Origin of the sequence: Paractinoplanes globisporus DSM 43857, from assembly GCF_000379645.1 — a bacterium.
In the GTDB taxonomy this organism is placed as follows: Bacteria; Actinomycetota; Actinomycetes; order Mycobacteriales; family Micromonosporaceae; genus Actinoplanes; species Actinoplanes globisporus.
The window spans coordinates 56546-69802 of the sequence record NZ_KB903298.1 but is presented as its reverse complement, the minus strand read 5'-3'; the positions used below and the strand labels follow the sequence as shown (position 1 = coordinate 69802).

Annotated in this window: 14 protein-coding genes; 7 read left to right on the top strand and 7 right to left on the bottom strand. The window is 70.7% G+C overall.

Annotation, left to right across the window (positions count from 1 at the left end; genetic code table 11):
• Positions 1 to 38 precede the first annotated feature (38 nt).
• The gene (locus tag A3CQ_RS0112305; protein WP_020511238.1) at positions 39 to 716 is read left to right on the top strand and encodes a TetR/AcrR family transcriptional regulator; all 678 of its coding nucleotides are present in this window, start codon (positions 39 to 41) and stop codon (positions 714 to 716) included.
• A 216-nt stretch (positions 717 to 932) separates the two neighbouring features.
• Here A3CQ_RS0112305 and A3CQ_RS0112300 read toward each other — a convergent pair whose 3' ends face one another.
• The 3 genes from A3CQ_RS0112300 to A3CQ_RS0112290 form a co-directional block, all read right to left on the bottom strand.
• A complete protein-coding gene (locus tag A3CQ_RS0112300) occupies positions 933 to 2705 on the bottom strand; it encodes an FAD-binding dehydrogenase (protein WP_020511237.1) in 1773 nt (590 codons plus the stop codon).
• A 229-nt stretch (positions 2706 to 2934) separates the two neighbouring features.
• Positions 2935 to 3954 carry a maleylacetate reductase gene (locus A3CQ_RS0112295; RefSeq protein ID WP_020511236.1) on the bottom strand — a complete coding sequence of 340 codons (1020 nt, stop codon included), beginning with the start codon at positions 3952 to 3954 and terminating at the stop codon, positions 2935 to 2937.
• Positions 3951 to 4808, bottom strand: a complete 858-nt coding sequence (locus tag A3CQ_RS0112290; RefSeq protein ID WP_020511235.1) for an intradiol ring-cleavage dioxygenase — start codon at positions 4806 to 4808, stop codon at positions 3951 to 3953. Before A3CQ_RS0112290 ends, A3CQ_RS0112295 begins: the two co-directional genes overlap by 4 nt.
• Positions 4809 to 4915: 107 nt before the next feature.
• Between A3CQ_RS0112290 and A3CQ_RS0112285 the strand changes: the two genes are divergently transcribed.
• Together A3CQ_RS0112285 and A3CQ_RS0112280 are read left to right on the top strand one after the other, a co-directional pair.
• A complete protein-coding gene (locus tag A3CQ_RS0112285) occupies positions 4916 to 7264 on the top strand; it encodes a NucA/NucB deoxyribonuclease domain-containing protein (protein WP_020511234.1) in 2349 nt (782 codons plus the stop codon).
• A 45-nt stretch (positions 7265 to 7309) separates the two neighbouring features.
• On the top strand, positions 7310 to 7978 hold the full coding sequence (locus A3CQ_RS0112280; RefSeq protein WP_020511233.1) for a hypothetical protein: 669 nt from the start codon (positions 7310 to 7312) through the stop codon (positions 7976 to 7978).
• Here the strand turns inward: A3CQ_RS0112280 and A3CQ_RS0112275 are convergent.
• Positions 7962 to 8423, bottom strand: a complete 462-nt coding sequence (locus tag A3CQ_RS0112275; RefSeq protein WP_020511232.1) for a hypothetical protein — start codon at positions 8421 to 8423, stop codon at positions 7962 to 7964. The genes A3CQ_RS0112280 and A3CQ_RS0112275 overlap by 17 nt on opposite strands.
• Before the next feature lie 58 nt (positions 8424 to 8481).
• Here A3CQ_RS0112275 and A3CQ_RS0112270 point away from each other — a divergent pair, with 58 nt between their 5' ends.
• From A3CQ_RS0112270 to A3CQ_RS0112255, 4 genes are all read left to right on the top strand, one after another.
• Entirely contained in the window at positions 8482 to 8985 is a 504-nt protein-coding gene (locus A3CQ_RS0112270) for a hypothetical protein (protein WP_020511231.1), read from the top strand.
• A gap of 143 nt (positions 8986 to 9128) precedes the next feature.
• Complete coding sequence (locus A3CQ_RS0112265; RefSeq protein WP_020511230.1) at positions 9129 to 9926, top strand: SAM-dependent methyltransferase; 798 nt, start codon at positions 9129 to 9131, stop codon at positions 9924 to 9926.
• Between the two features lie 94 nt (positions 9927 to 10020).
• On the top strand, positions 10021 to 10800 hold the full coding sequence (locus A3CQ_RS0112260) for an IclR family transcriptional regulator (protein ID WP_020511229.1): 780 nt from the start codon (positions 10021 to 10023) through the stop codon (positions 10798 to 10800).
• Positions 10801 to 10932: 132 nt separating this feature from the next.
• Complete coding sequence (locus tag A3CQ_RS0112255) at positions 10933 to 11121, top strand: hypothetical protein (RefSeq protein WP_020511228.1); 189 nt, start codon at positions 10933 to 10935, stop codon at positions 11119 to 11121.
• Between the two features lie 19 nt (positions 11122 to 11140).
• Here A3CQ_RS0112255 and A3CQ_RS0112250 read toward each other — a convergent pair whose 3' ends face one another.
• The 3 genes from A3CQ_RS0112250 to A3CQ_RS0112240 are packed head-to-tail and all read right to left on the bottom strand — an operon-like array spanning position 11141 to position 13190.
• Positions 11141 to 11335: a ferredoxin gene (locus tag A3CQ_RS0112250; RefSeq protein ID WP_020511227.1), complete on the bottom strand. Its 195-nt coding sequence runs from the start codon at positions 11333 to 11335 to the stop codon at positions 11141 to 11143.
• Entirely contained in the window at positions 11332 to 12012 is a 681-nt protein-coding gene (locus A3CQ_RS52530; RefSeq protein ID WP_063713558.1) for a TetR/AcrR family transcriptional regulator, read from the bottom strand. The genes A3CQ_RS0112250 and A3CQ_RS52530 overlap by 4 nt, the downstream gene beginning before the upstream one ends.
• Positions 12006 to 13190, bottom strand: a complete 1185-nt coding sequence (locus tag A3CQ_RS0112240; protein ID WP_020511225.1) for a cytochrome P450 — start codon at positions 13188 to 13190, stop codon at positions 12006 to 12008. The genes A3CQ_RS52530 and A3CQ_RS0112240 overlap by 7 nt, the downstream gene beginning before the upstream one ends.
• Positions 13191 to 13257 lie beyond the last annotated feature (67 nt).

Here is a 13257-nt window from a genome sequence, read left to right as displayed (position 1 = left end):
CTCGCTCCCGGCCCGAACGTGTTCGTTACGATCGCGCGATGAGGAAAGCCCCGGTCAGCCGCCGCGACCGCCCCGCCAAGCCGCCGCTGAGCCGGGAGGGTGTGATCGCCGTCGCTTTGCAGATCATGCAGGAGGAGGGGCTCGAGAAGGTCACCATGCGGCGGGTGGCGGCCTCGCTGGACACCGGGCCCGCCTCGCTCTACGTCTACGTCGCCAACATGGCCGAGCTGCACGGCGCGCTGCTCGACACCCTCCTGGGCAACCTACCCGACATTTCCGAAATGTCGGATTGGCGCGATGGCCTGATCGAGCTGCTCAGCGCCTACACCCTGCTGCTCGACCGGTACCCCAGCCTGGCCCGGTCGATCCTCTTGCTGCGCCCGGCCGGTCCGAACTACATGCGGCTGATCGACACCGCGCTCGGCCTGCTGCTCGCCGGCGGTGTGCCGCCGCGGCAGGCCGCCTGGGGCGTCGACCTGCTGCTGCAGATGGCCACCGCGTCGGCAGCCGAGCACGGCGGCGGCGATCAGGCCGACGACCAGCAGATCGAGGCCGTGCGCACCGCCGACCCGGCCGATTTCCCGCACATCGTCCGGGTCCGCGACGAGCTTTTCTCCGGTACGGGGATGGACCGCCAGCGGTGGGCGTTCGCGGCCGCCATCGCCGGCATCGCCACGCAGAGCGCCACGGCCGAGGTCGCCCCTCAGACCGCCTGAGTCGCCGCGGAAACGGCCCAGCCGGAGTCGCCGCGGAAACGGCCCAGCCGGAGTCGCCGCGGAAACCGCCTGGCCGGAGGCACCGCGGAAACCGCCCAGCCGGAGTCGCCGCGGAAACCGCCCGGTCTGAGGCACCGCGGAAGCCACCCGCCCGGAGTCGCCGCGGAAACCGCCCGGCCGGGGTCGCCGCGGAAACGATGCCGGCGGGGCCGCGACTCAGAGTGCTGCCGCCGCTGCCCGTCCCGCCTGACGGCCCGAGAAGAGGCAGCCGCCGAGGAACGTGCCCTCCAGCGAGCGGTAGCCGTGCACCCCACCGCCGCCGAAGCCGGCCACCTCGCCCGCCGCGTACAGGCCCGGGATCGGCGCGCCGGCCGCGTCGAGGACCCGGCCCTGCAGGTCGGTCTGCAGGCCGCCGAGCGTCTTGCGGGTGAGTACGTTGAGCCGCACCGCCACCAGCGGACCCGCGCTCGGGTCGAGGATCTTGTGGGCCGCGGCCGTGCGGCTCAGCGAGTCACCCGGATACGACAGCGCGTTGCGGATGCCCATCACCTGGGCGTCCTTGCTGTACTGGTTGTCGATCTCGCGATCGCGGGCGTCGATCTGCCGCTTCAGGTCGTCCAGAACGATCAGATTCGATCCGGCGATCCGGTTCATCCCCGCGACCAGCTCGGGCAGCGTCGAGGCGACCACGAAGTCCGCGCCGTACTTCTCGAACTTCTGAATTGGTTCGGGGGTCTGCCAGAACCGGGAGAGCAACTGAAGAATGTTTTTATTGGTCAGATCGGGGTTCTGTTCGCTACCGGAGAGCGCGAACTCCTTGTCCACGATCTTCTGGGTCCCGACGAACCACGAGTAGTCGTAGCCGGTCGACGTGATCGTGCCCAGCGTGTGCAGCGTGTCGTAGCCGGGCATGTCGGGCGCCTTGAAGCGCTTCCCCGTCGCGTCGAACCACATCGAGGACGGGCCGGGCAGGATCCGGATGCCGTGGTTAGGCCAAATCGGCGCGTAATTACGCAGACCTTCGGTGTAGTGCCACATCCGGTCGGGATTGACGATTCGCGCGCCGGCCTGCGCGGTGATGCCGAGCATCCGGCCGTCGACGTGCGCCGGCACGCCGGTGACCATGAACCTCGGCGGCGTCCCGAGCCGGGCCGGCCAGTTCTGCCGGATCAGGTCCTGATTCGCGCCGATCCCGCCGGACGTGACGATCACGACCGGCGCTTTCAGATCAAAAGACCCCACTTGCGTACGGGAGGAAGGCGTCCCTCGCACGGCGGTGCTCGGTTCGAGGATCGCTCCGCGCACCCCGGTCACGACGCCGCCCGTGCGCACCACCTCGTCGACCCGGTACCGGTGCTTGAAGACGACCTTCCCGGCCGACACCCCGGCCCGCACCTTCTTCTCGAACGGCTCGACGACGGCCGGCCCGGTCCCCCAGGTCACGTGGAAGCGCGGCACCGAGTTCCCGTGACCGTCGGCGAGGCCGCCCCCTCGTTCGGCCCAGCCCACGAGCGGGAACCACTGCACACCGAGCCCGGCCAGCCACGAGTGCTTCTCGCCGGCCGCGAAGTCGACGTAGGCCTGGGCCCAACGGTATGCCCAATAGTCCTGCCCGGCCGGATCGTCGATGCCCCGGTCGAAGCCGGCCGTGCCGAGCCAGTCCGACCAGGCCAGGTCGCGGGAGTCCTTGATGCCCATGAGCCGTTGCTCGGGCGAGTCGACGAAGAACAGACCACCGAACGACCAGAAGGCCTGACCACCGAGACTGGCCTCCGGCTCCTGGTCGAGCAGCAGGACCTTCTTGCCGGCCGCGACGAGCTCCGAGGTGGCGACCAGGCCGGCCAGGCCGTGCCCGACGACGATGGCGTCCGCGTCGGTGGCCGCCGCCGCCCCGAAGGCCGGCGCCGCGGCTTGGGCGACGGCCGCCCCCGCGGCGACCCCACCGGCCACGGTGAGCGCCCGGCGCCGGCTGATCCCGGGTGTTTCCATGTGCCCTCCCGACGTGAACTTCTCTCACATTCAGCGTCAACATGGAAGCAGCTCGATCATTCGCCCCGATAGTCTCCGACCTCCAACGAGACGCCCGCTCGTTGTGGCCCACGACGGTAGGCGGGCGGACCGTACCCCGCGCGGACCGGCCGCAGCGTCGTGCGGTCGGCGGGCGGACCGTACCCGGCGCGGACCGGCCGCGGCGTCGGCGTCAGGTAGAAGCAGGTGTTCAGTCCGCCGGTTGCGTCCCCGCCCACGCGGCGCGCAGCAGATCGCCCACGTCCTGCCTGGTCACCGGCCGCGGATTGGGGAAGGTGGCGTCGGCGACGATCGCGGCGATCCGGTCGATGTCGGACTCGGCCATGCCCAGCGACCGCAGCGACCGGGGCGCACCGAGCCGCCCCTCGAGCTCCCACAGGTCCCGGCCGTTCAGCGAGCCGCCGTTGAACGCCAGCACATGCGGCAACACGACCGTGTGCGTCTCGGAATGCGGCAGGTTGAGCGTTCCGCCCAGCGTGTGGCACAGCTTGTGGTGCAGGCCCATGGTGGTCGCCCCGAGCACCGCACCGCACAGCCACGCGCCGTAGAGCGCCTCGCCCCGCGCGTCCAGCGAGTCGGGCCGCTCGACGATCGCCGGCAGCGCGCCGGTCAGCGCCCGGGCGCCCTCGCGCGCCATGAGCGAGACGATCGGCGAGGCGTCCGGCGCGTACAACCCCTCGGCGGCGTGCGCGATCGCGTTGATGCCGCTGGTCACGGCCAGCTCCACCGGCATGCTCAGGGTGAGCGAGGGGTCGTAGACCACGCTCACCGGAAGCACCTTCGGATCGCGGCCGGTGCGTTTCGCCCCATCCTCGGTGAGCCCCCAGACCGGCGTCATCTCCGACCCGGCGTACGTGGTGGGAATGGCGACCACCGGGAGGCCGTGCGCCAGCGCGATCGCCTTGCCCAGCCCGATCGCCGATCCGCCGCCGACCGCGACGCAGCCGTCCGCGCCCAGCTCGGCCGCCACCTCCCGGGCGCGCCGCGCCACCTCGATCGGCACGTGCATGGTCGCCTCGGGCAGGATGCCCGCGCAGCGCTCGCCGAGCGCGGCGGCCACCTGCTTGCCGACCGCCTCCTGCCGCGGCCCGCACAGCACGAGCACGCGTCGCAGGCCGAGCGCCTCGACCTCCTCCGGAAGCCGGTGCAGCGAGCCGGCCCCGAACACCACCCGCATCGGCAGCGCGGCGTACTCGAATGAGCGGTTCACGAGCGCTGCAGCACGATGTCGAACGTCAGCGTCCGGAACGGGTTCGGCAGGCCGGCGGCCGCGGCCCGTTCCGGGTCGTCGACCTCGGGCACCTCGCGGATCAGGCTCTCCTTCACCCCGAAGACCGCGTCCGAGTCCAGGTACGGGCTGTCGGCCACGAAGACGTGCGTCGTCACCGGCCGGTAGCCCGGCGCGGAGACGATGAAGTGCAGGTGCGCCGGCCGGTACGGATGCCGGCCCGTGGCGTCCAGCAGCTGCCCCACCGGTCCGTCGTCTGGGATCGGGTAGTACTTGGGAACGACCGACCGGAACCAGAACCGGCCGTCGTCGTCCGCGGTGAACAATCCGCGCAGGTTCAGCTCGGGCTGGATGCCCGGCTGCTGCACGTCGTAGAAGCCGTCCTCGTTCGCCTGCCAGATGTCGACCGTCGCCCCCGGCACCGCCTTGCCGTCGTCGCCGGTCACCTGCCCCGAGACCAGGCACGGCGTGCCCTTGCCGTCGAGCGCCACGTCGGCCCCGAGCTCGCGGAACGGTGACTCGACCATGTGAAACGGCCCGAGAACGGTCGACTCGGTCGATGCGCCACCGGTGCGGTGGTTGATGGTCTCGACCAGCATCGACACCCCCAGCACATCGGAGAGCAGGATGAACTCCTGCCGGGTGGCGTCGCTCTTCTGCCCGGTACGCGTCAGGAAGTCGATCGCCGTGGCCCACTCGGCCTCGGTCAGCTCGACCTCTTTGACAAAGGCGTGCAGATGCCTGACCAATGCGCCCATGACCGTACGCAACCGATCGTCCGGGGTGCCGGCAAAGCTCGCGGCGACGACCTCGGCCGACCGCTCCTCGCTGAACATGCTCACCCCGCCAGCCTAGGCACCTCTCGGCCGAACGGCTCATACCCCGTCACATTGACGCGCTTCTATAGTGACGGAACGCTATCGCTTTGACGGGGGTAGAGCATATGCGCCGTTCCCTGGTGTCGGCCGCACTCATCGTGTCGCTCGTCGTGCCGACCGTTCTCGTACGCCAGCCGGCTGCCGTCGCCGCCGACGACGGCGACACACCGCACCCACCCGGGCCGTGTGCCGACCTGACCGTTCCCGAGGAGAACCATTCCTCGATCCGGCTTCGCGTCGACCAGCCCGCCGACAGCGAGCGCCTCGCGGTCGGCGCGGACGGGAAGATCACGGTCAAGGGCATCCTGCACAAGCAGGCCACCATGGTCGAGGTCGAGGACGACCGGGTAACCGCCCACGACTTCACCCTCGGCCCGCCGCCCGACGACGTGGCCGCCTGGGCCTCGTCCTGGACGACCACGCTGCGCCCGGCCCACCTCGGCGCCAACCAGCTCTGCGTCCGCGCCAAGCGCGATCCCAAGCGCACCGCCCGCATCCGGCGTGACTTCACGGTCGTCGACCTGATCCCACCGAGCAACGTCGGCGGCCTCACGGTCGGCGGCCTCACCTCGACCTCGGCCAAGGTGAGCTGGAACGCCGCCACCGACAACTTCGGCCTGGCCGGGTACGACGTGAGCGTCGACGGCGGCGCCGCCCACCGCACCACGGTCGGCACCCGGTCGTACACGATCACCGGCCTGAACGCGGAGAGCACACACACGGTCTCGGTGGTCGCGGTCGATCTGGCCGGCAACAAATCGGTCACTCCCGCCACCACTTCGTTCACGACGCTCGCGCCGCCTTCGCCGTCCGACCCGCAGACCGGCATCGTCTTCGCCCCCGAGCAGGGCGCGGCCACCGCCTCCTGGCACCCCGTCGCCGCCGACGCCTCCTACCGCTCCTACCTCGACGGCCAGGCCCTCGAGGACTTCACGCTCGGGCAGTACTGCGTGGACGCGAGCGGCAACCCGGCCAGCCCGTGCACGGCCCAGGACGTGATCAAGTACCCGCTGACCTATCTCGACCAGAGCACGCCGTACGCGTTCAAGATGGAGGCCCTCGCCGCCGACGGCACGGTCGCCCGGTCGCTCGACGGCGAGTTCACCACGACCGCCGGCCCGGCCGTGGTGTCGCCGGCGACCACGCAGCTCAACGCCAGTGAGGCCTCGAGCTGCGCCGGACAGGGCGGCGACTTCTACGTAACCGCGGCCGCCCGCGGCAAGGTGTCGCTCCCGTCCGGCAGTACGCCGATCTTCGACGGTTGCTACCGGGTCTCGAACAACAGCTGCATCGACGCCTTCCTGCCGCCGTCGGGCAACAAGGTGCTCAAGTGCGTCGACGACATCACCCGCCTGCTCTACTCGACGGCGCCGACCGGGCGCGGGCCGGTGATCTCGTCGCTGGACGGCGTGGCCGCCTACCTGCGCGCGCCGTCGCTCGTGCCCGGAACGCTGATCGAACCGATCACCTGGTGTGCGGAAAGCACGGCCTGCACGGTTGTGGTCGAGGAGGCCGCCGAGGCGGTCGAGATGGTCGAGATCGCGACCGTCTCCTCCGCGGTGGCGTCGTTCCTGGTCGTCGCGGCCGAGGGCATCGGTCTCGGCCTGGTGCTGGGCGTCCTGCTGGCGATCCTGTTCCCGTCCGAGATCGCGATCGGCGGCCTGCTGGAGTACCCGATCGAGACCGACACCGACTTCGACACGTTCGACAACTGGGGCGCCGACGACGGCGAGTGGTACAACAGCCTCAAGATCTACGCCGAGGCCGTGAAGACGACGAAGCTGGTGGCCGGTCGCGACAACATCCCGTTCGCCTGGACCGACGCCGACGACGCCGCCCTCAAGCGCACGATCGACACCGCCTGCGCCACCCAGCAGAACAGCCAGGCCATCGCGGCCGGCTGCGGCGACGGCTTCGCGGTCTACGTCCCGGGCGGGCTCAACTACCAGTTCCGGCCGATGAAGGAGACCGGCACGCACATCGTCAAGGCGATGGGAGACGGCAGCTTCCCGCAGCCGCCGACCCGGGCCGCCTGGTTCTACCCGGCGTACAGCAAGGGCGGCGCCGCCGCGACCGCCGCCGGCTACAAGCGCTACTGGTACGACACGCTGGCCTTCCGCCCGAACGCGTGCACCGGCCGGGGCGCGGGCAAGACCTGCGACGAGTTCCCGTTCTGGACCACGAACCAGGCGGTCAACCTCTCGGGCCAGCTCGCCGACATCCTGCCGGTGCCGACCACGGAGTCGTCGCCGCAGGGCAACGACCTCGCGCAGTTCTACGACCAGTGCCACGTCGACGACACCGACCACTTCATCGTGCTGCCGATCAAGCCGTGGGTCGCGGCCGGCGGGCCCAGCTTCGGCTTCCGGGTCACGCAGGCCGGAACTAGCCTGTGCCTGGTGCCCACGCCGTAGCCCCACGCCGTTGCCCCACGTCGTAAGCCGCACGGAGGCTTCGAGATGCTCGATGAACTGCCCGTCCTGCGGGAGGCCGCCGAGAGCTACCGGGCGGCGGCCACCGCGGCCGGTCTGCCCTGGACCGACCGGCCGCGGGACGGGCAGCCGCCGGAGCTGGTGTACCGGTTGTGCGAGGTTTCGAGCGTTCCGGCGCAGTTGACCTGGTTCCAGTCGCTGGGCTGGCAGCTCGAGCGCCTGCTGCCCAACGGCGGCTGGGTGATGCCCTGGCCGGACGATCGCGACGAGGCCCTCGACAACCTGTCGTTCTCCGTCGCCACGCCGTTCCCGTGGCGCCGGCAGGTGCCGTTGTTCAACTTCGAGATCATTCTGTTCACGTTCGTGCTCGCCGAGTCGCATCACGGCGAGATCTGGCGTTACGAGATCCGCCCGGACACGTGGCAGACCGCGCCCGCCGCCCCGAGCCTGGCCAATCTGCTCACCGATTGGCGCGAGGCCCTGGAGACGGGCGCGGTCCGCTACGAGCCCGACCTGGAGTGGCTGCAGGTGGCGGAGGACGCGCCGCTCGATTTCGCTCTCCCCGAGTCGATCACCGACCTGCCCGCGCTCAAGGCCCGCCAGCGCGACGCCGGCGTCGACCTCGACCGCGTCGACTCCCCCGCCACCCACCGCGAGCTGCTCGACGCGATCGCCCGGCTCAGGCGGTCCGGGTGAAGTCCGCGACCCAGTTGGTCTCCCAGGTCTCGCCCCGGTCGGTCGAGAACGCCTGCTCCCACCGCGCCGAGTCCTCGTCGTGCACCGTCCACTGGTACCGGACCCGGATCGGGCGCCCGTTCCAGTCCTCGTCGTCGTAGAACCGCCCGACGCCGTCCTCCTCGAAGCGCCCGACGGTCGGCGGCAGCCCCAGCTGTCCCGTGTCGTCGCGCGCCCAGTAGATCGACCACAGCCCGGTCTTAGGGTCCAGCAGCCGGAGGGTCAGACCGATATACCCCTGCTCCGGGAATGCCACCTCGTCGATGTTCCCGCCCCCGTCGAAGACGCTCCAGCACCGGGTCGTACCGCTGAACTCGTACCACTCGTCGCACCCGGCCAGCACCTCGCGGAGCCGCCGCTGCTTGGACGTCCAGTTACCCACCAGGAAATCGAAGTTGTTCGCCATGCCCGGGACGCTAGGACCCCATACCTGACATCCTTTGTCAGGTGGCATCATGCCGCCCATGGAGATCCTGCCCGGCGAGGGCGTCGCAGAGGCGAAGGTCGGCGAGAGCCGCGAGGTGGTCGAGAGCCGCATCGGCAAACCGGTGCATCCCGGCCGGCACAGCAAGGCCGTGTACGAGTCGACGACTCCGATGCTTGTGCTCACCTACGCCGAGGACGACACGGTCGAGGTCGTCGAGATCGGCTGCTCGGGCGACGGCGGCGAGGAAGTCTTCTACGACGGCATCCAGCTGACCTGGCGTTTCATGGACGATGTGGTGGCCGACCTGGCCGCCCGGGGCGTGGCCCACGAGCCGACCGACATCGGCTACCGGTTCGCTCCCGGCTTCGCGATCTTCTCCATGAGCTCCCGTACGGCCCAGGACCTCGATCCGGCGGCAACGGAGGACGACGAGCGGGAGATCGTCGAGGGCGTCTCGGTGGCGCCGTACGAATACTTCCGCGAGCCGACCGAGGAGGAGATCGAGGCGTACCTGCGGGAAGTCGAGCAGCGGTACTCCTGAGTGGATCTTTGGTCCGATCTTTGGCATACGTCCTGAGCTGGCGGGACACCTACAATGCGTAGGTCTGATCAGTTGCCGACACGAGACGGTCGTGGGTGGACAAACGCTTGCACCTGCCCGGCCAGTGACATAGAAAGGGCCCCATGACGACCCCGGACGAGGATCTGTCCTCGCAGCTTCAGCCCGACGTGCCGCATGCGGCCCGGATGTGGAACTACTGGATGGGCGGCAAGGACAACTTCGCCGCCGACCGTGCCACCGGCGACGCCGTGGCCCAGATCTATCCCGAGATCGCGCTGATGGCGGGCTTCTCCCGGCAGTTCCTCATCCGGGTGGTGCGCTACCTCGCGGCCGAGGCGGGCGTCAAGCAGTTCCTCGACATCGGCACCGGCCTGCCCACGATGCAGAACACGCACGAGGTCGCCCAGAACATCCATCCCGACGCCAAGATCGTCTACGTGGACAACGACCCGATGGTGCTGGTGCACGCCCGGGCCCTGCTGCGCGGCACCACGTCCGAGGGCATCACGAACTACGTCCCGGCCGACTACCACGACCCCGAGACGATCCTGACCCATGCCGCCGAGACGCTGGACTTCAGCCAGCCGATCGCGGTCATGTTCATGGGCGTCATGGGCTACGAGCCCGACCTGGCGGTGATCCGCTCGATCGTCGACCGCATCATGGGCGAGACCGCCTCCGGCAGCCACCTGGTCTTCTGGGACGGCACGAACACCAGCCCCGAGGTCGTCGCCGGCGCCAACCGGCTGGCCGAGATGGGCGGTGTGCCGTACATCCTGCGCAGCCCCGACGAGCTGGTCACCATCTTCGAGGGACTGACCCTGGTCGAGCCGGGCATGGTGCAGCTGACTCAGTGGCGTCCCGAGCCGGGCGAGGTGGACTACATCGACGCGTACGGGGCCGTCGGCCGCAAGCCCTGACCAGGAGCGGCGGTACTCTGTCCGCCATGACCACCGCGGGCCGCACCACCACTCCCGCGGCTCCCGCCTTCGCCGTGATCGCGGCCGGGTCGTCATGACCGCGGCCGGCGAGGGCCCGGGCAGCCGGGGCGAGGTGCGGTCGGTGGCCCGTGCGCTCGACATCCTGAGCGCGTTCAGCTCGGCCCACCCGCGGTTGACGCTGTCCGAACTGGCCGAGGCCGTCGGCATGCCGCGCCCCAGCGTGCGCCGCATCGCGGTGACGCTGATCGAGCGCGGCTTCCTGCGGCAGGACCCCACCGGGGCGTACCTGCTGGGGGTCCGTCTTCTGGAGCTGGGCAGCCAGGTCTCGGAAAGCTCGGCGATCACCCACCGGGCCGGCGCCGCCGCCGACGACCTGGCCCGGATGACCGGCGAGACCGTGCTGATCGCCGAGGTCGACTGGGAGTCGCTCTCCCTGCTCATCATCGGCAAGCGCGAGCCCCTGCAGCCGCCGGCCGCCGAGACGTCGCCGATCGGCCGCCGATTCCCGCTGACCAGCGGCTGCATCGCCAAGGCCGTCCTGTCCGGCCTGCCGCCCGAGGGCGCCGCCACCATCGTGCCCCGCCTGCGCCTGACCCCGCGGACGGCCGCCACCATCGTGGACCCGGATCAGCTGACCGCCGAGGTCGCCGCCAGCCGCGCCCGCGGCTACGCGATCCAGTCCGGCGAGTTCCTGGTCGGCATGGCGGGCGCCGCCGTTCCCGTCCACGTCTCCGGCCGCGTCGTGGGCGCGCTCGCCGTGCTCGGCGCGGCCCGCCGCTACCCCAGCCCCAAGCTGCACGACACCGGCCGCCTGGTCCGCAGCGTCCTAGCCCAGCACCGCCCCGCCGCCTGACCACTGCCGCCGCGCTCGGGAGCACCATCGCCCGGGTGAGCGGCGCCGGACCCGCACCGGCTGTCATCGGCGGGTTGCGGATGGTCACGCGTTTCGCTGTGCGGAATCGAGCCTCGTTCCGGGGCGTCCCCGGTGGCTAACCTCCGCGCGTTCCATCATGAGCAGGAGGACGCCGTGCGGCGCAACAAGACCGACGAGCAGGACGGCATCGAGTACGAGAACGACGGCGGCGGCACCACCGCCACCCTGGTGGTCGGCGGGCTGATCCTGCTGATGGTCATAGCATTGGTCGGGTTGCTGTATATGACCTTTTCGGGCTGAGCCCGAGCCCCGGCGATCGTCAGCGCTCCACCCGGATGGCCTCCGCCGGGCAGACGGCGGCCGCGCCCTCCACATCGGGCAGCAGGCGGTCGTCCGGGGCGGGGTCGAGCAGGACGACGACACCGTCCTCCTCGCGCTGGTCGAAGACGTCCGGAACGAGCATGGCGCATTGGCCCGCGCCGCAGCATTTGTCCTGGTCGACGGCGATTTTCATGCGGGATCCTCCCGGGCCGCCAGAAGCGCGGCGATCGCGTCGATGAGCAGGGCGCCGGTACGCGGCCAGGTGCCGGTCGCGGGCGCGTTGCCGTCGGCGAGCTCCTGCTCCCGGTCCGCGCAGGTATGAATGATGAGGTGTCGGACCATTCCGGCTCGCAGCGAAGCCGCCTCGCCGGGCACGCATGCCAGCACGGCGTCCATGGTGCGGCGCATGGCCGGAGTGGACGTCGCCTCGTTGACGGCCACCGTGCGCAGGCCCGGGTCGACGCTGATCTGCGCGGCGAAGCGGGCGTACCAGCTCGGCACGCCCAGCTCGGCCAGGTGCCGAGTCACCGGCACGACCAGGCACGCGATCCGGGCCCGCGGGTCGGGCGAGCGCTCGGCGCGCACCAGCATCCGCTCGCGCATCCGGTCCATCGGGACGGCGTGCGCACGGATGATCTCCGCGACCAGGTCGGCCTTGGTGCCGATGTGATACCCGACGGCCGAGTTGCTGCCCTGTCCGGCCGCCTCGGCGATCCGGCGGTTCGACACGGCGTGCACTCCCCGTTCGGCGAACAACCTTTCCGCCGTACGCAGGAGAAGTGCATGGGTTGCGGCGGCATCTCGCCGACGAGGCGAGGCGGGCGGTGCCGCCGCACCCGGGCGCCCACCCGGAGAGGCCGCGCTCACCATCGCACCGGGAGCTCCTCGAGGCCGCCGACCACCAGACCCTCCCGGCGACGCAGCCCGGCGGCCGGCACGGCGAGCTCCAATGTGGGCAGACGGTCGAGAAGCACGGCGAGCGCGGTCTGCAGCTCGACCCGGGCGAGCGCCTGGCCGAGACACGAGTGCGGGCCGGCCCCGAACGCCAGATGTGGGTTGGGCCGGCGGTCGAGCACCATGTCGGCGGCATCGGCGAACGCGCACGCGTCCCGGTTGGCCGAGCCGATGTTGGTGATGACGGTGCTGCCGGCCGGTATCGTCTCGTCGCCCAACGCGACCTGCTCGCTGACGTAGCGGGGGATGCCGAAGTTCGGGTTCGCGTCGAAGCGCAGCGCCTCCTCGACCGCGCTCCCGATCAGGCCGCGGTCGACGACCAGCCGCTCCCAGCGCGAGCGGTCGGCCAGCAGCATCGCGACCATCTTGCCGATCATGTTGGCCGTGGTCTCGTGCCCGGCCACCAGCAGGCCCTGCGCGGTCATGACCAGCTCGGCCTCGCTCATCCGGCCGTCCTGGCTGTCGACGATGACGGCGAGCTCGCTGAGCAGGTCGTCGCCGGGCTTCTCCCGCTTGGCCTGCACGTGCGCGGCCATGAACTCGTGGAACTCGCGAGCGGCGGTGTCCAGCTCGTCCTGGCGGTACCGGGTCAGATTGAGCATCGCGTCCGACCAGTGCGAGAAACGATCGCGGTATTCCGGCGGGACGCCGAGCAGCTCGCAGATGACGAAGACCGGCAGCGGGAAGCCGAAGCTCGCGGTCAGGTCGGCCGGCGGCACCATGTCGTCGACGAGGCCGTGCGCGAGCTCCTCGATGCGCGGACGCATCTCGTTGACCCGCTTGGCGGTGAACGAGCGGCTCATCATCCGGCGCCACCGGCGATGCCCCTCGCCCCGGGTCATGTCGCCGGCCGCGCCCGGGTCGTTGAAGACGCCGCCGGTCTCGGAGTCGGCGAGCTTGGCCGCGTCGGGCCGGGTGAGGTGGTGGGTGAAGCGCGGGTCGGCCAGCATCGCCCGCACGTCCTCGTACCGGGTGAGCAGCAACGCCTCGTCACCACTGGCCATCCGGACGCGCCACACCGGGCACTCGGCGCGCAGCCGCTCCCACTCGGCCGGCGGTTCCAGGGCGGTCGGCGGTGCGAACGGATAGTCCATCGTGGTCCCCTCGTCGCAGTGGCGAGCCTCGATGGAACCTAAGTCAACTGACTGATCCTTATCAATC